The 15,625-nt window shown below is 72.0% G+C and carries 15 protein-coding genes; 13 read left to right on the forward strand and 2 right to left on the reverse strand.

From position 1 onward, the window contains the following. Positions 1-41: 41 nt before the first annotated feature. The 4 genes from ACH34Q_RS17910 to ACH34Q_RS17925 all read left to right on the forward strand — a co-directional run bounded on the left by ACH34Q_RS17910 (position 42) and on the right by ACH34Q_RS17925 (position 2,008). Entirely contained in the window at positions 42-473 is a 432-nt protein-coding gene (locus ACH34Q_RS17910; protein WP_395984084.1) for a nuclear transport factor 2 family protein, read from the forward strand. Continuing rightward, positions 470-835 carry a dihydroneopterin aldolase gene (gene folB / locus ACH34Q_RS17915; protein ID WP_395984085.1) on the forward strand — a complete coding sequence of 122 codons (366 nt, stop codon included), beginning with the start codon at positions 470-472 and terminating at the stop codon, positions 833-835. The genes ACH34Q_RS17910 and folB overlap by 4 nt, the downstream gene beginning before the upstream one ends. Continuing rightward, a complete protein-coding gene (gene folK / locus ACH34Q_RS17920) occupies positions 832-1,419 on the forward strand; it encodes a 2-amino-4-hydroxy-6-hydroxymethyldihydropteridine diphosphokinase (protein WP_395984086.1) in 588 nt (195 codons plus the stop codon). Before folB ends, folK begins: the two co-directional genes overlap by 4 nt. A 115-nt stretch (positions 1,420-1,534) precedes the next feature. After that, positions 1,535-2,008 carry a DUF3180 domain-containing protein gene (locus ACH34Q_RS17925; protein WP_395984087.1) on the forward strand — a complete coding sequence of 158 codons (474 nt, stop codon included), beginning with the start codon at positions 1,535-1,537 and terminating at the stop codon, positions 2,006-2,008. Between the two features lie 59 nt (positions 2,009-2,067). Here the strand turns inward: ACH34Q_RS17925 and ACH34Q_RS17930 are convergent, their stop codons facing one another. Further along, positions 2,068-3,216 (reverse strand): NADH-quinone oxidoreductase subunit D, encoded by a 1,149-nt coding sequence (locus tag ACH34Q_RS17930; RefSeq protein WP_395984088.1) that lies wholly within the window; start codon positions 3,214-3,216, stop codon positions 2,068-2,070. 265 nt (positions 3,217-3,481) lie between these two features. On the opposite strand from ACH34Q_RS17930, the gene ACH34Q_RS17935 reads away from it, so the two are divergent. The 3 genes from ACH34Q_RS17935 to ACH34Q_RS17945 all read left to right on the forward strand — a co-directional run bounded on the left by ACH34Q_RS17935 (position 3,482) and on the right by ACH34Q_RS17945 (position 7,098). Further along, a complete protein-coding gene (locus ACH34Q_RS17935; protein WP_395984089.1) occupies positions 3,482-4,180 on the forward strand; it encodes a PH domain-containing protein in 699 nt (232 codons plus the stop codon). Beyond that, a complete protein-coding gene (locus tag ACH34Q_RS17940) occupies positions 4,177-5,715 on the forward strand; it encodes a PH domain-containing protein (protein ID WP_395984090.1) in 1,539 nt (512 codons plus the stop codon). The genes ACH34Q_RS17935 and ACH34Q_RS17940 overlap by 4 nt, the downstream gene beginning before the upstream one ends. Positions 5,716-5,886: 171 nt before the next feature. Next, the gene (locus ACH34Q_RS17945; protein ID WP_395984091.1) at positions 5,887-7,098 is read left to right on the forward strand and encodes a cytochrome P450; all 1,212 of its coding nucleotides are present in this window, start codon (positions 5,887-5,889) and stop codon (positions 7,096-7,098) included. On the opposite strand, the gene ACH34Q_RS17950 is transcribed toward ACH34Q_RS17945, so the two are convergent. Then, the gene (locus ACH34Q_RS17950) at positions 7,083-8,093 is read right to left on the reverse strand and encodes an SAM-dependent methyltransferase (protein ID WP_395984092.1); all 1,011 of its coding nucleotides are present in this window, start codon (positions 8,091-8,093) and stop codon (positions 7,083-7,085) included. The genes ACH34Q_RS17945 and ACH34Q_RS17950 overlap by 16 nt on opposite strands. A gap of 108 nt (positions 8,094-8,201) precedes the next feature. Between ACH34Q_RS17950 and ACH34Q_RS17955 the strand changes: the two genes are divergently transcribed. The 6 genes from ACH34Q_RS17955 to ACH34Q_RS17980 all read left to right on the forward strand — a co-directional run bounded on the left by ACH34Q_RS17955 (position 8,202) and on the right by ACH34Q_RS17980 (position 15,623). Further along, a complete protein-coding gene (locus ACH34Q_RS17955; protein WP_395984093.1) occupies positions 8,202-9,371 on the forward strand; it encodes a sensor histidine kinase in 1,170 nt (389 codons plus the stop codon). Between the two features lie 61 nt (positions 9,372-9,432). Next, positions 9,433-10,137, forward strand: coding sequence for a response regulator (locus ACH34Q_RS17960; protein WP_395984094.1), 705 nt, complete (start codon positions 9,433-9,435; stop codon positions 10,135-10,137). 165 nt (positions 10,138-10,302) lie between these two features. Beyond that, complete coding sequence (locus ACH34Q_RS17965) at positions 10,303-10,572, forward strand: chaplin family protein (protein WP_395984095.1); 270 nt, start codon at positions 10,303-10,305, stop codon at positions 10,570-10,572. Positions 10,573-10,935: 363 nt separating this feature from the next. Next, a complete protein-coding gene (locus ACH34Q_RS17970) occupies positions 10,936-11,712 on the forward strand; it encodes an ABC transporter ATP-binding protein (protein ID WP_395984096.1) in 777 nt (258 codons plus the stop codon). 3 nt (positions 11,713-11,715) lie between these two features. Beyond that, positions 11,716-14,274: an ABC transporter permease gene (locus tag ACH34Q_RS17975; protein ID WP_395984097.1), complete on the forward strand. Its 2,559-nt coding sequence runs from the start codon at positions 11,716-11,718 to the stop codon at positions 14,272-14,274. Between the two features lie 407 nt (positions 14,275-14,681). Next, complete coding sequence (locus ACH34Q_RS17980; protein ID WP_395984098.1) at positions 14,682-15,623, forward strand: Rossmann-like and DUF2520 domain-containing protein; 942 nt, start codon at positions 14,682-14,684, stop codon at positions 15,621-15,623. Positions 15,624-15,625: the final 2 nt, after the last annotated feature.

Below are 15,625 nucleotides of genomic sequence, written 5' to 3' on the forward strand. Positions count from 1 at the left end.
CGCGCCGACGGTGAACGGGACCACCGCGAGGGGGCCGGCCGATGAGCAACGCCGTCGACCGGGCCCGGCTCGAAGAGGTCAACGCCGAGTTCTACGCCGCGTTCGAGGACGGCGACCTCGACCGGATGGGCGCCGTCTGGGCGGACGGCCCGTACGCCGCCGGCGTCAGCTGCGTGCATCCCGGCTGGTCGCTGCTGCGCGGCCGGGAGGAGGTGCTGCGCTCCTGGGCGCTGATCATGGCGAACACCGGCTATATCCAGTTCGTGCTCACCGACGTCGAGACCGACGTCTACGGCGACCAGGCCGTGATCACCTGTAACGAGAACATCCTCACCGCCGATGAGGGCACCGAGTCGGGCTTCCTGGCCGGTGGAAGCATCGTGTCGACCAACGTGTTCGTACGATCCAACGGTGAGTGGCGGCTTTTGCTGCACCATGGGTCTCCCATCCTGAACGGCACAGAGGAAGAATGACTCTCGACCGCATAGAGCTGCGCGGGCTGCGCGCCCGGGGGCGGCACGGAGTGCTGCCCGCCGAACGCGAGCTGGGCCAGGAGTTCGTGGTGGACGTCTCGCTCGGCCTCGACACCGGTCCGGCGGCGGCCGGTGATGACCTGTCGCGTACGGTCGACTATGGATCGCTCGCGAGCCGGCTGGTCGCCGTCGTCGAGGGGGAGCCCGTCAACCTCATCGAGACACTGGCGGACCGGCTCGCCGCGGTCTGCCTGCATGACACGGCGGTGATGGAGGCCGAGGTCACCGTCCACAAACCCGGCGCCCCGGTGCCGCACCCCTTCACGGACGTGGCCGTGAGGATCAGGAGGAGTCGCCAATGACAGCGTCCGATCGCATGCCCGACCGCACCGCGACCGGTGGCCACATGCTGGTGGCGCACCGTGTCGTGTTCTCGCTCGGCAGCAACCTCGGCGATCGACTCGACAACATCCAGGAGGCCGTCGACGCGCTGTTCGACGCGCCCGGGCTCTCCTTCGTGGCGCTGTCCCCGGTGTACGAGAGCCCCGCGTTCGCTCCGCCGGGCCAGGACATCCCCGAGCAGGGCGACTTCCTCAACATCGTGCTGGTCGCCGACACGCGGCTGCCCCCGGAGAACCTGCTGGAACGGGTCCTCAACATCGAGAACTCGATGCAGCGGGTCCGCGAGGTCCGCTGGGGCCCGCGCACCCTCGACATCGACATCGTCGTGTTCGGGAACGTCACGTCCGACGACCCCGACCTCACGCTGCCGCACCCGCGCGCGCACGAGCGCGCCTTCGTGCTGGTGCCGTGGGCCGACATCGAGCCGGACGTGCTGCTGGCCGGGCACGGCCGGGTAGGCGATCTCGCCGCGTCCCGTGCCGCCGAGTCGGGCGGGCCCGCACTGCGCCGCCGCGACGATCTGAGCCTCCAGCCCCCAGCGTGAGCGAGCCGGAGGGGCGCGGCGGCGCCTGGACTGAGGAGCGGCGGGAGCGCAGCGACCAGAGCGACGAGGGAAGGCGCTGCCTGAAGGCGCCCCGTAGGCGAGCGGGGGACACAGCGTGAAGCCCTCGCGTCCGACGTTCCTCGTCGCCCTGGTGGTCGTGCTCGCACTGATCACCTGGGCGGTGCTGGACACGGCCTATGTGTCGCTGCCGCCGCTGCCCTGGACGGCGGTGCCGACCCTGCTGCTGCTCGCCCTGGGCGAGGCGTTCACCGGCTGGAACACCTTGCGGCGGATCCGCCGCAAGGAAGGGACCAGGCCGGTGGAGCCGCTGGTCGTGGCGCGGATGGCGGCGCTCGCGAAGGCGAGCGCGCATGCCGCCGCGGTGCTGGCCGGCGTGTTCGCCGGGTTCGCGCTGGGGCTGGCCGACTCGCTCGACAAGCAGACTCCGCGCGACGACTTCTTCGTCAGCCTCGGTACGTTCCTGGCCGCGGTGGCACTGGTGGGGGCGGCGTACTTCCTGGAGTTCGCGTGCCGCGTCCCCAAGGACCCGGAGGACGAGGCCCGCGACCGGGGCCGTTCCCGCGCCTGACGGCGGTACTCACGCGGGGCCTGCTGTCCGAGCCTGCTGACCTGGCCTGCTGTCCGGGCCTACTTGTCGATGTCGCCGACGACGAAGAACATCGAGCCCAGGATGGCGATCATGTCGGCGACCAGGTTGCCCGGCAGCAGTTCCGCCAGCACCTGGACGTTGTTGTACGAGGCGGAGCGCAGCTTCAGCCGCCAGGGCGTCTTCTCGCCGCGCGACACCAGGTAGTAGCCGTTGATGCCGAGCGGGTTCTCGGCCCAGGCGTAGGTGTGCCCCTCGGGGACCTTGAGGACCTTGGGGAGCCGCTGGTTGATCGGCCCGGGCGGCAGCTCGGCCAGCCGGTCCAGGCAGGCGTCGGCCAGGTCGAGGGAGGCGTGCACCTGGTCGAGGAGGCACTCGAAGCGGGCCAGGCAGTCGCCCTCGGTCCGGGTGACGACGCGCGTGTCCAGCTCGCCGTAGGCCAGGTACGGCTCGTCGCGCCGGAGGTCGAAGTCGACGCCCGAGGCGCGCGCGATGGGCCCCGACACCCCGTACTGCAGGATCTGCTCGCGGGTGAGCACGCCGACCCCTCGGGTGCGGGCCCGGAAGATCTCGTTCCCCATGATGAGCTTGTCGATGTCGGCGGCGCCGGCCCGTACGTCGGCGACGGCCCGCCTGGTGCGCTCGCGCCAGCCGGCCGGCGGCTCCTCCTTGAGCCCGCCGACCCGGTTGAACATGTAGTGCATCCGGCCGCCGGAGATCTCCTCCATCACCCGCTGCAGCGACTCGCGCTCGCGGAACGCGTAGAAGACCGGCGTGATCGCGCCCATCTCCAGCGGGTAGGAGCCGAGGAACATCAGGTGGTTGAGCACCCGGTTGAGCTCGGCGAGCAGGGTGCGCGTCCAGACGGCCCGGGGCGGGACCTCCATGCCGAGCATCCGCTCGACGGCCAGCACCACGCCGAGCTCGTTGGAGAACGCCGACAGCCAGTCGTGCCGGTTGGCCAGCACGATGATCTGCCGGAAGTCGCGGACCTCGAACAGCTTCTCGGCGCCCCGGTGCATGTAGCCGATGATCGGCTCGGCCGCCGAGATCCGCTCGCCGTCCAGGCGCAGCCGCAGCCGCAGCACGCCGTGCGTGGACGGATGCTGCGGGCCGATGTTCAGGACCATGTCCTCGGAGGCGAGCTCACTGGCCCCGGCGCCGATCCCGACGATCCGCTCCGTGGTCATACTCGTGTCCCGTCCGGCTCGGCCGGCTCCCAACGCGTCACGTCTGACATCGTGCCATGCTCAGGGCTCGCGGTACGCGGCCCGTTTCCTGTTGACTGGTCCTGGAATCGGGGAACGCTGGCCGATAAGGGGGCGGGTATCGTGCGGGCAGGTCGCCCGCGGCCGGGTGATCCGGCAGGTGACGTTGAGAGCAGGGGATGAGTCCAGTACGAGTGAGCCGATCGACGCCGCTGAGCGGGCGCCCGCTCCGGCACGCCGGAGCGAAATGAACCCAGGCCACGAGCAACAGCCGCCGCAGCAGCCGCAGCCGGGCTTCGCGCAGCCACCGCCGCAGCAGCCGGGGTTCGCGCAGCCTGGGCAGCCTCCGCAACAGCCTGGGCAGCCCCCGCAGCAGCCGCACGCCCCTGTGGACACCCCGCCGCCTGGGTACCAGCAGGCGCACGCCGCCGTGGACGCCCGGCCGGGATACCCGGCGGACAAGGCCTTCGCGCTCGGGGAAGGGCGCTCCTGGGCGCACATCTCCAAGCGCTTCACGTGGCAGCGCCGCATCTCGGTCCTGCTGACCGCCGTACCCGTGGGCCTGATCGGTGCCCTGGTGGTGTTCCGCGGCGGCGGGACGCTCGCGATGATCCTCTGGGCCGCCGCCATCCTGCTCGCGGTCGTCCTCGCCTGGATCGTGGCCGAGCTGGCGTACCGCTCGTACGGCTACGCCGAGCGCGGCGACGACCTCATCGTCATGCAGGGCGTCTTCGTCAAGCGGCTGATCGTCGTCCCGTACGGGCGGATGCAGTTCGTGGACGTCACCGCGAACCTCCTGGAGCGCTGGATGGGCATCGCCACCGTGCGCATGCACACCGCCGCCGCGGCGACCGACGCCCAGATCCCCGGGCTGCCCTCGGCCGAAGCCGCCCAGCTGCGCGACCGCCTCGCGCAGAAGGGCGAGGAACGGAGCATGGGCCTGTGAGCGGCCCGTACGGTCCGCCGCCCGGGGGCTACCCGCCCCAAGGGCCGCGCCCTCCGTACAACCAGCAGCCGCCAGGGCAGCCGCCCTATGGACGGCCGCCGCCTCCCGGCTACGGTCCGCCGCGCCCGCCCTACGGTCCCTATGGCCCGCCGCAGCGACCGGGGCAGCCGCCGTACGGCTACGGTGCCCCGCCCGGCGGCTACCGGCCCGAGCCGCCTCCGGTGCGGTTCTCCGAGGGAAGCCACCGCCTGCACTGGGCGACGGCGCCGCTGCGCGCGTTCCTCATCCTCATCATCTACTTCGTCCTGCTGGGCTTCCCGCTCCTGCTCACGCAGACCGAGGAGGGCATCGCGCTGATCCTGACGCCCGAGGTACTCCTCAGGTTCATGATCGTCACCGCCGTCGCCGGGTCCATCGCCGTGGTCGCGGGGCTGTGGGGCTGGCTGGCGCTGCGCTTCCGGATCGACGGCGACGACCTGGTCGTGGAGACCGGGCTGCTGAGCAAGCGCAAGCGCCGCCTGCCGCTGTCGCGCATCCAGGCCATCGACGTGGTCCGCCCGCTGGTGACGCGGATGTTCGCCCTGGCCGAGGTACGCGTCGAACTCGCGGGCGGCGCGCAGAGCGAGATCGCGCTGCGCTACCTGGGCCGCCGCACGGCCCAGCAACTCCGCGCCGAACTCCTCGCCCGCGCCGCCGGACTGCCCGGCCACACCCCCGAAGCGCCCGAACGTCCCATGTGGCGGACCCCGTTCGGCGCCCTGTTCGGCTCCCTGGTGCTCAAACTGCCGGTCCTGGGCACCGCGCTGGCGTTCCTCGCCTCGATCATCTTCCTGTTCCTCTTCCTGGAGGGCGGGATGCTGGTGGTGCTGATCCTGCTCCTGCTCGGCCTGATCCGGGCCGTGATCGCGCCGCTGGTGATGTACGTCAACCACTCCGTCGCGCTGTCCCCCGACGGCGTGCGGCTGCGGTACGGCCTGCTGGAGACCCGGATGCAGACCCTGCCGCCGGGCCGTGTCCAGGCGGTCGGCATCGTGGAACCGTTCCTGTGGCGCCCGTTCGGCTGGGCCCGCCTGGACGTCACCGTCGCCGGGTACGCCGGCGAACGCCAGGCGCTCTCGTCCATCCTGCTCCCGCTGGCACCCCGTCCGGTGGTCGTCCACATGGTCTCGCTGATCTTCCCCGGGACCAGCGTCGACTCCGTGCCCATGCTGCCCGCCTCGTCCCGTTCGATCGCCCTGGAACGCGCGGACGGCGCCGGCACCGACGACGTGGCCTTCGTGACCCGCCGCGGCTGGCTCTGCCGCCGCACGGACGTGATCGCCCACGCCCGCGCCCAGAGCGTCCGGATGACCGTCAACCCGCTGCAGCGCATGCTCGGCCTGGCGACCGTACGCGTCGACGCCCCGCCCGGCCCCGTCCAGGTGGCCGCCGCCGACCGCGACCTGGGCGAGGCCCGCGCCATCGTAGAATCCACAGCCCACCGAGCCCTGGCCGCCCGCCGTACGTCCAAAGACCCAGGCCGCTGGGCTGTGTGATCCGATCGCCTTCGGCGGCGCCTTAGCCACCGCCTTCCCTCCTCACTTCGGTCGCTCGTTCCTCGCTTCCTGCATTCGTCAGTCCAGGCGGCGGCGCGCCCCCTACGGCTCCCTTTAGAGGGCGGCCCCTGCGGCTCCCTTTGGATGTGCCTGCGGGGATACCGTCCTTGTATGAGTGTTCTGGGTTATGACCCCTGGTCTCCTGAGTTCGTCGCGGATCCCTATCCCGCTTTCGCGGGGCTGCGGGTGGAGCGGCCCGTGTTCTTTGATGAGGCGACCGGGCAGTGGGTGATCTCGCGGTACGCGGACGTGGACGCGCTGTTGCGGGATCGGCGGCTCGGGCGGTCGTACCTGCATGTGGCGGACCATGAGGGGTTCGGGCAGCCGCCGGAGGCGGAGTTCCTGGCGCCGTTCTGGGGGCTGGTCCGGGCCGGGATGCTGGACGTGGAGCCGCCGGTGCACACGCGGCTGCGGCGGCTGGTGTCGCGGGCGTTCACCGCGCGGATGGTCGAGGGGCTGCGGCCGATGATCCGCGGGCTGGCGGAGGAACTGGCGGGCGGCCTGGCGGAACGGGGCGGTGGCGATCTGCTGGCGGAGGTGGCCGAGCCGCTGCCGGTGAACGTGATCGCCGAGATGCTCGGCGTACCGGTCGAGGACCGGGGGCTGCTGCGGCCCTGGTCGGGCGATATCTGCGGGATGTACGAGCTGAACCCGTCCGAGGAGGCGCAGCGGGCGGCGGTGCGGGCGGCGGTGGAGTTCTCCGATTACCTTCGCGGGCTGGCACGTTCCAGGCGGGAGTCGCCGCGCGAGGACCTGATCAGCGCGCTGGCGCAGGTGGTGGACGAGGGCGGCGACCGGCTGACCGAGGACGAGCTGATCGGGACCTGCGTCCTGCTGCTGAACGCCGGGCACGAGGCGACCGTGAACGCGACCGGCAACGGGTGGTGGTCGCTGTTCCGGAATCCGGGCGAGCTGGCCCGGCTGCGCGGTGATCATGCGCTGGTGCCGCTGGCGGCCGAGGAGCTGATGCGGTACGACACCCCGGCGCCGATGTTCGAGCGCTGGGTCCTGGAGGACATCGAGATCGAGGGCGTGGCCATCCCGCGCGGGGCCGAGGTGGCGCTGCAGTTCGCGTCCGCCAACCGGGATCCGGAGGTCTTCGCCGACCCGGATCGCCTGGATCTGGGCCGCGATCCCAATCCGCACATCACGTTCGGGCTGGGCATTCACTACTGCCTGGGCGCGCCGCTGGCCCGGATCGAGCTGGCCGAGTCGTACGGGGCGCTGCTGCGGCTGGCGCCCGGCATGCGCCTGGTCAAGGAGCCGGAGTGGAAGCCCGGTTTCGTGCTGCGCGGGCTCCGGGAGCTTCAGGTCGAGATCTGAGCGAGGGACGGCGGCAGCGGGATACCGGCGGCCTGGGCGAGCCAGCCGAAGCCGCCCAGTCCGGACGGGTCGATCAGCTCGGCCTCCTCGCCGGCGGCGCAGAGGGCGGCGACGTAGCCGCGCGGGTCCTGGCCGGCCAGGGCGGCCGGGGGCCGCTCGCCGGTGAGGCCGAGTGATCGCAGGGCCTCGCGCTGGGTGGTGAGGAGGGTGGCGTCGGCCCCGGCGTCCTCGCCGGCGCGCGTGCAGGCGTCCAGGGCGACGTGCGCGGTCACGTCGCAGGACCCGTCCGGTACGGCGGGTACGGTGGCGCCGTCCCGGTAGCCGGCCAGCGAGCCGTACACGGGACGGGCGCCGCGCGAGTGCGAGTAGTCCATCGCCACGGCGAGCCCGCGATCGAGCCGTTCCAGGACCGAGGCCCAGGCGGCGCAGCGGGGATGGCCGACCTCGGCGCGCTCGCCCGGCTCGCGCAGCGGCCACCAGCGCTCCATCCAGCCGGCGTCCTCGCCGGTCGGCGGCGGGCCGGGGCGCTCGGCGCCGGTCGCGGGGTCGACCAGCACGGTACGGGGGCCGTCCGGGGTCTGCTCGACCACGTCGAGCGGCACGTTGTCGAGCCATTCGTTCGCGATGACCAGGCCGGTGATCGCGTCGGGCGGCCGGCTCAGCCAGCGGATCCGGTCGGGGGTCCCGGCCGGCGGCGGGGCGATCTCCACGGCGGTGAGCACGAGCCGTCCGGCCAGGCCGGGCGGGACGTTGGCGGTGATGTTGGCCAGCAGCCCGCCGCCGCCCGCGCCGACGTCCACCAGATCGAGCCGGGCCGGGTGGCCGAGCGCGCCGTCCACCTCGACCAGGAGGCGGGCCAGGGCGGCGGCGAAGCGGGGCGAGGCGTGCACCGAGGTACGGAAGTGCTCCGCCGGGCGCTCGCCGCGCCGGTAGAAGCCGTCGGGACCGTACAGTGCCCGCTCCATCGCGGTTCGCCACGTCATCCACGCCGCCACGCGTGCGACGCTATCGCGCCACGGGGAGCCGCCGGCCATCCTCGCGGCGTACGGGGGTCCACCTTCGGGTTGATCCAGGCTTTGTCCTCGGGAAATAGGCTTCATTCCATGTGGGCGAGACTGTGGAACCGGTGTCGCGGCACCAAGCCGCTCGTGGACGCGCTCTTCGCGGCTCCACTCGCCCTCTTCGTCGTGACGGGACTCGCCGGGGACATCTGGGCAATGCCGGTCGAGATCTACCTGGCGTGGTCGTGCGCGCTGATACTCCCGCTCGCCCTGCGCCGGCTCTACCCGCGCTCGGTCTTCGCAACGGTCGCGCTGCTGTCGTTCGCCCAGGTCGTGGTGAACAAGCCGCCGGTGGCGGCCAACATGGCCGTGCTGGTCGCGCTCTACACGATCGCCGCGTACCTGACATTCCGCTGGGCTGTCGCGGCCGCGGTGGTCGCCGAGTTCGGGGCGGTCCTGGCCACGTTCCGGTTCATGTCCGGCTGGGGGAATCAGCGGTACGGGCTCCTCACACTCTCGGTGCTGGTCGGCGGCGTCTGGCTGCTCGGGCTGTACATGCGGACCCGGCGGCAGTACCTGCGCTCGGTGGAATTGCGGGCCGAGCGGCTGGAACGCGAGCGCGACACCGAGGTACAGATCGCGATGGCCTCGGAGCGCGCCCGGATCGCCCGAGAGCTGCACGATGTCGTCGCGCACAACGTGAGCGTGATCGTGGTGCAGGCCGACGGCGCCTCGTACGCGATCGAGACCGACACCGAGCGGGCCCGGCAGGCACTGGAGGCGATCTCGGCGACCGGCCGGCAGGCGCTGGCCGAGATGCGCCGGATGCTCGGGGTCCTGCGGGAGACCGATGACGGCGGCTCGTACGCGCCGCAGCCGGGGGTGGAGCAGCTCACCGACCTGGTGGCGCAGATCAGGGACGCCGGGCTGCCGCTGGAGTTCGCGGTCGAGGGCGTACCGCTGGAGATCTCCGAGGGCCGGCAGCTGACCATCTTCCGGATCGTCCAGGAGTCGCTGACCAACACCCTCAAGCACGGCGGGCCCCGCGCCACGGCGCGGGTGTGCCTGCATTACGGTGACGACGCGATCGAGATCCGCGTCACCGACGACGGCCGGGGAGCCAGCGCCCACAACGACGGGCGCGGGCACGGGCTGATGGGGATGCGCGAGCGCGCCGCCGTCTACGGCGGCGGTGTCGAGGCCGGCCCCCGCCCCGGCGGCGGTTTCCAGGTCGTCGCACGCATTCCGGTACGCGAGGAGGCCAAGATTTGAGCGAGGCAGCATTTTGAGTGAGGCACGATGTTGAGCGAGGCACCATGTTGAGCGAGGCACCATGTTGAGCGAGTTCGAGGATTCTTCGCGGCCCGTGCGGGTGCTGCTCGTGGACGATCAGGAGCTGGTGCGGGCGGGCTTCACGATGGTGCTGGACGCGCAGCCGGACATCGAGGTCGTCGGCGAGGCCGGGGACGGGGCGCAGGCGCTGGAACGGCTGCGGCACACCGCCGCCGACGTGGTGCTGATGGACGTGCGGATGCCGCGGATGGACGGGATCGAGGCGACCCGGCGGATCACCTCGGACGGCACCGCCAAGGTGATCATCCTGACCACGTTCGACCTGGACGAGTACGCGTTCGCGGCGATCAAGGCCGGGGCCGCCGGGTTCCTGCTGAAGGACGCGGGGCCGGCCCAGCTGATCGAGGCGATCAAGTCGGTGCACTCGGGGGACGCGGTGGTGGCGCCGAGCACGACCCGGCGGCTGCTGGACCGGTTCGCGGTGCATCTGCCGGACGAGGAGCGGCGGGCGGCGAGCGGGGCACTGGACTCGCTGACCGCGCGCGAGGACCAGGTGCTGCGGCTGGTGGCCCGCGGGCTGTCCAACGCCGAGATCGCCGAACGGCTGTACGTGTCGGAGGCCACGGTCAAGACGCATATGGGGCGGATCCTGATGAAGCTGGAGCTGCGGGACCGGGTCCAGGCGGTGGTCTTCGCGTACGAGACGGGCCTGGTCAAGAGTGGACAAATGGGTGACTCTATGTAACAGGCCGATTACCGTTCGATGACCTTTCGTGCGCGAACCCGGCTTACCGTTTGCATTACCAATGAGTAGTTGAATAACTACCGTACGTGACGTCACGTTGATCGTGACGGCATGCGCATGTGAATGCAGGAAGGGCCTACGGCCCCCACGTACGGGAGGATCCACGTGCTCAAGAAGCTCGCAGCGACCGGCGTTCTGACCTTCGCCGTCTCCGGCGCCATCATGGCCGCCGCCGGGGCGGCCAGCGCCGACGCCTACACCACGAACGACAACAGCGCCGTCTCGGGCAACCAGGTGATCGCGCCGGTCTCCGTCCCGGTCACCGCGTGCGGCAACAACGTCCAGGTGATCGCGGTCCTGAGCGACTCCGGCGCCGGGTGCGAGGGCAACGCCACCGTGTACCCGCGGCACCACGGCAAGGGTCACCACTCGTAACACCGCTCGTAACACCACACCGAAAGCGCCGGTGACCCCGCTCCGGGGGTCACCGGCGCTTTCGCGTGCGTACGGGCCCTGCGTCCGTACGGGCCCTTTGTGCGTACGAGCCCTCTGTGCATACGAGCCCTCTGTGCGTACGTGGCCTGTAAGCCGGTGCGGTGACGATCGCGTACGACTCAAGTCGTACGGCGGCGCCGGAACCCGCCCTGATGCTGATGCCAAGCGTGGCCGCGCGGTCGATGGCACGGAGGGCGGCCGTTCCTAACGTTGGTGATGGCCGAGATCAGCTCGCCAGGACCCCTGTTTGCCAGGACACCTGTTTGCCAGGACACCTGCTCGCCGTGACCCGAAGGAGCCAACGTGACCAGTACGTTCACCACCCCGCCCGGACCGGCGCCGAGCGCGGGAACGGCACCGCCGGCCGCGCGGGCCACCGAGGTGACCAAGGTGTACGGGACGGGTGACGCGGCCGTGCACGCCCTGCGCGGAGTCTCCGTCGGGTTCGCCGCCGGGGCCTTCACCGCGATCATGGGGCCGTCCGGATCGGGCAAGTCGACGCTGATGCACTGCCTGGCCGGGCTCGACACCGTCAGCGGCGGCCGGATCATGCTGGGCGACGCCGAGATCACCGGGATGAACGACCGGCAGCTCACGCTGCTGCGCCGGGAGCGGGTCGGGTTCGTTTTCCAGGCGTTCAACCTGCTGCCCACGCTGACGGCCGAGCAGAACATCCTGCTGCCCTCCCAGCTGGCCGGGCGCAAGCCGGATCGAGCGTGGTTCGACCAGGTGGTGGAGGTGGTCGGGCTGCGGGACCGGCTGAGCCACCGGCCCGGCGAGCTGTCCGGCGGGCAGCAGCAGCGGGTCGCCTGCGCGCGGGCGCTGGTCTCCCGGCCCGAGGTGATCTTCGCGGACGAGCCGACCGGCAACCTGGACTCCACGTCCAGCGCCGAGGTGCTCGGCTTCCTGCGGACCTCCGTCCGCGAGATGGGCCGGACGATCGTCATGGTCACGCACGACCCGGTGGCCGCCTCGTACGCCGACCGGGTGGTGTTCCTGCGCGACGGCGAGATCGTCACCGAGCTGTACGGGCCGACGCCCGACACCGTCCTGGACCGCCTCAAGAGCCTGGGCGGCTGACCGATGCTGAAGACGACACTCGCGGGCCTGCGGGCCCACAAGCTGCGGCTGCTGCTGACGGCGGTCGCGATCACCCTCGGGGTGGGGTTCATCGGCGGGACGTTCGTCCTGACCGACACCATGCAGGCGGGGGTCCAGAAGTCCTTCGCCCAGTCCGCCGACAAGGTGGACGTGGCGGTGCTGCCGTCGGACGAGGCCGAGGACGGCCTGCCCGCCGAGATGCTGGCCCGGATCCGCTCGGTACCGGGCGTCCAGGAGGCCCAGGGCCGGGTCCGGGGCGACGCCGCGCTGATCGGCAAGGACGGCAAGGCGGTCGGCGACGTCCCGACGCTCGGGATCTCGGTCACCGGCGGCCGGATGCCCCGGTACGAGTTCGACCAGGGCCGGGCACCGAACGGGCCGAACGAGGCCGTCCTGGACTCGCGGGTCGCCTCGCGCGAGAAGTTCAAGGTCGGCGACACCGTCACGGTGCTGGACGGCCGGAAGGCCACGCACACGTTCACCGTGGTCGGCCTGATCGGCGTCGGCCTCGACAGCGACGCCGCCTTCCGCGGCTCGGTCGGCTTCGACACCGCCACCGCGATCCGGATGACCGGCGAGCGGACGTACGCCGAGATCAACGTCGCCGGCGCGGACCGTACCGCGGTCGCCGCGGCCGTCGGCCAAGGCGAGCACCGGGTGCTGACGGGCAGCGCGCTGGCCGACGAGCTGGCCTCCGCCGCGGGCGCCGACACCAAGATCATCCGTACCGGGCTGCTGCTGTTCGGCCTGGTCGCGATGCTGGTCTCGGCGCTGGTCATCTACAACACGTTCTCGATCCTGATCGCGCAGCGGATGCGCGAGATGGCGCTGCTGCGCTGTGTCGGCGCGACCCGCCGGCAGGTCTTCGGCGGCGTCCTGATCGAGTCGGTCGTGGTCGGGCTCGTCGGCTCGCTGCTCGGCCTGCTGGCCGGGCTGGGCCTGGGCGCCGGGATGCTGGCGCTGCTGGACGCGTTCGGCGTCAGCGGCCCGGCGGGTCCCGCGATGAGCGCCGGGGACGTCACCCTGGCGCCCCGTACCGTGCTGGTCGGCCTGGCCGTCGGCGTCGTCGTGACCGTGCTGGCGGCGATCCTGCCCGCGCGCGCCGCGACCCGGGTGCCGCCCGTCGTCGCGCTCCGTTCCGAACTGGAGCCCGGCAGCGCGCGGTTCCGCCTCGGCTGGCCGCGCGCGATCCTGACCGGGCTGTTCGGCGCGCTGGGCTTCACGGTCGCGCTCCTGGGCTCGGTCGTCATGGAGAAGGGCGAGACGGCGATGTACGCGGTCGCGGCCGGAGGAGCCCTGGTGTTCCTCGCGGTGATCGCCCTGATGCCCGCGCTGGTCCGGCCGCTGGGCCGGGTCGTCGGCGCGCTGCCCGGACGGGCCGCCGGCGTCCCGGGACGGCTCGCGGTCGAGAACGCCCGCCGCTCGCCCCGGCGCACCGCGACCACGACGATCGCGCTGACCATCGGGGTCGGCCTGATGAGCCTGTTCGCGGTGATCGCCGCAAGCGGCAAGGCCACCTCCACCCAGCAGCTGAACGAGCAGTTCCCGATGGACTTCCAGATCCAGCCCCAGTACGGCGACGAGGACCCGAAGGTCCCGCACGCGCTGGCGCAGAGCCTGCGCGGCCGTTCCGAGCTCGGCGCGGTGATCGAGCAGCGGCTGCGGGACGGCGAGATCGCCGGGCAGGACGGCACGGTCGGCTCGATCACCCAGTCCGCCCTGGGCGAGGTCATCAAGCCGACCTTCGCCAGCGGTTCCGCGGGCGACCTGCGCGACGGCGCGGCCCTGCTGGACGAGGAGACCGCCAAGGCACAGAACCTGCGGGCCGGGCAGACCGTGACGGTCAGGGCCGTACCGGAGAGCAAGGGCGAGGGTGACATTCCCCGCGCGCAGGGCCCCGGGCTCCAGGTGAAGGTGGCCGCCATCTACGGCGGCAACGTGCCGATGGAGGGGCTGCTGCTGACCGAGGCGGACTTCGGCCGGCTGTACGGGGCGAACTCCGACCCGTACCGGATCTTCGTCACGGCCGCCGGCGGCGTCACGGCCGAGCGGGCGCGGGCGGCCGTGGACGAGGCGGCCCGCCCGTACCCGACCGCCAAGTACACCTCGGGCGCCGAGATCCGGGAGGAGTTCACCAAGGCGATCGACACGCTGCTGCTGGTGTTCGGCGGGCTGCTGGCGCTGGCGATCGTGATCGCGCTGTTCGGGATCGCCAACACGCTGACACTGTCGGTGGTGGAACGGACCCGCGAGTCCGCGCTGCTGCGGGCGCTCGGGCTGACCAAGCGGCAGCTGCGCCGGATGCTGTCGGTGGAGGCGCTGGTCATGGCCGTGATCGGTGCCTTGACCGGGGTACTGCTCGGGGTGGCGTTCGGCTGGGCGGCGACGCAGTCGATGGGCGAGTCCGCCGTCTTCGCGCTGCCGTACCTGCAGATCGCCGGGTTCATGGTGCTGGCCGGGGCCGCGGGGATGCTCGCCGCCGTGCTGCCGGCCCGGCGGGCGGCCAAGGCCTCGATCGTGGAGTCGCTGTCGTTCGACTGAGCCGGTCGTCCGTGTGACCTGACCGTCCGTGTCACCTGGTCGTACGTGTGGCCCGGTCGTCCGGGTGACCCGGTCCATCCGCCCGGCGGATGCTCCGCCCCCATCGTTCGTACGGGATGAGCGATGGGGGCGGAGCCGTTGGCGGAGTGTCTGTCATCACTCCGCGCGACCAGCGCTACTCAGAGTTACCGCGCGCCGGATGATCGCGGCAAGGGTTCCAAGGAAAGAGGCCGGGAATGTGGCGTCGGCATCGAACGTTCCGTAACGTTCGGTAGTCGAATCCTTGCCGGAACGTGAGTGTCGGCGCCGCGTGGATCTCGGGTCACCGCGGTGCTGTGCGGCCGCCGACGCGCGGGTACGCTGGGTCGCGCACGTCCGGTACCTACCTTGAGGACTGGAACGAGAACATGGATGGACAGCGCACGCCTTCCTCCGGCGCGCCCGAAAACGGCGCCGCCGGTAACGCCCCGCGTCCCGAGGACAGGCCCGCGCGGCTGACGGTCGGCGTGGTCGGAGCGGGACGTGTCGGTACGGCGCTCGGTGTGGCCCTGGCCCACGCCGGCCACCGGGTGGTCGCGGCGGCAGCGGTCTCCGAGACCTCGCTGCGGCGTACCGAGGAACGCCTTCCCGGCGCCGCCCTGGTCACCCCGCAGGAAGTGGTCCAGGCCGCCGATCTGGTGCTGCTGACCGTCCCCGACGACGTCCTGCCGGAGCTGGCCGCCGGGCTGGTCGCCGCCGAAGTGCCGTTCACCGGCAAACTCGTCGCGCACACCAGCGGCCGGTACGGGATCGCCGTGCTGGACCCCATCACGAGGGCCGGCGGCCTCCCGCTGGCCCTGCACCCGGTCATGACGTTCACCGGCCGTCCCGACGACGTGAACCGGCTGTCCGGCAGCTCGTTCGGCGTCACGGCGCCCGAGGCGCTGCGCCCGGTCGCCGAGGCGCTGGTACTGGAGATGGGCGGCGAGCCGTCCTGGATCGCCGAGGACCGCCGTGCGCTCTACCACGCAGCCCTGGCGGGCGCCGCCAACCACCTGGTCACGCTGGTCGTGGAGTCGATGGACCTGCTCGGCAAGGCCGGGGTCGCCGAGCCGGGCCGGATGCTCGGCCCGCTGCTGGGCGCCTCCCTGGACAACGCGCTGCGGCTCGGCATCGACGGCCTCACCGGCCCGGTCGCCCGCGGCGACGCCGGCACGGTCGCCGAGCACGTCGGCGAGCTGGGCCGGGTCTCGCCCGAGGGGCGCGGCGCGTACGTGGCGCTGGCCCGGCTGACCGCCGACCGCGCGCTCGCGGCCGGCCTGCTCAAGCCCGAGGACGCCGAACGGCTCCTCGAAGCGCTGGCGGACTGACG

It is taken from the genome of Actinomadura sp. 9N407, from assembly GCF_044326315.1.
GTDB lineage: Bacteria > Actinomycetota > Actinomycetes > Streptosporangiales > Streptosporangiaceae > Spirillospora.

Excerpts from the sequence above, each read along its gene's own strand:
- ACH34Q_RS17935 (WP_395984089.1), top strand. The coding sequence starts at position 3,482 with ATGAACCCAGGCCACGAGCAACAGCCGCCGCAGCAGCCGCAGCCGGGC.
- ACH34Q_RS17980 (WP_395984098.1), top strand. The coding sequence starts at position 14,682 with ATGGATGGACAGCGCACGCCTTCCTCCGGCGCGCCCGAAAACGGCGCC.
- ACH34Q_RS17930 (WP_395984088.1), bottom strand. The coding sequence starts at position 3,216 with ATGACCACGGAGCGGATCGTCGGGATCGGCGCCGGGGCCAGTGAGCTC.
- ACH34Q_RS17910 (WP_395984084.1), top strand. The coding sequence starts at position 42 with ATGAGCAACGCCGTCGACCGGGCCCGGCTCGAAGAGGTCAACGCCGAG.
- ACH34Q_RS17945 (WP_395984091.1), top strand. The coding sequence starts at position 5,887 with ATGAGTGTTCTGGGTTATGACCCCTGGTCTCCTGAGTTCGTCGCGGAT.
- folK (WP_395984086.1), top strand. The coding sequence starts at position 832 with ATGACAGCGTCCGATCGCATGCCCGACCGCACCGCGACCGGTGGCCAC.
- ACH34Q_RS17955 (WP_395984093.1), top strand. The coding sequence starts at position 8,202 with ATGTGGGCGAGACTGTGGAACCGGTGTCGCGGCACCAAGCCGCTCGTG.
- folB (WP_395984085.1), top strand. The coding sequence starts at position 470 with ATGACTCTCGACCGCATAGAGCTGCGCGGGCTGCGCGCCCGGGGGCGG.
- ACH34Q_RS17975 (WP_395984097.1), top strand. The coding sequence starts at position 11,716 with ATGCTGAAGACGACACTCGCGGGCCTGCGGGCCCACAAGCTGCGGCTG.
- ACH34Q_RS17960 (WP_395984094.1), top strand. The coding sequence starts at position 9,433 with ATGTTGAGCGAGTTCGAGGATTCTTCGCGGCCCGTGCGGGTGCTGCTC.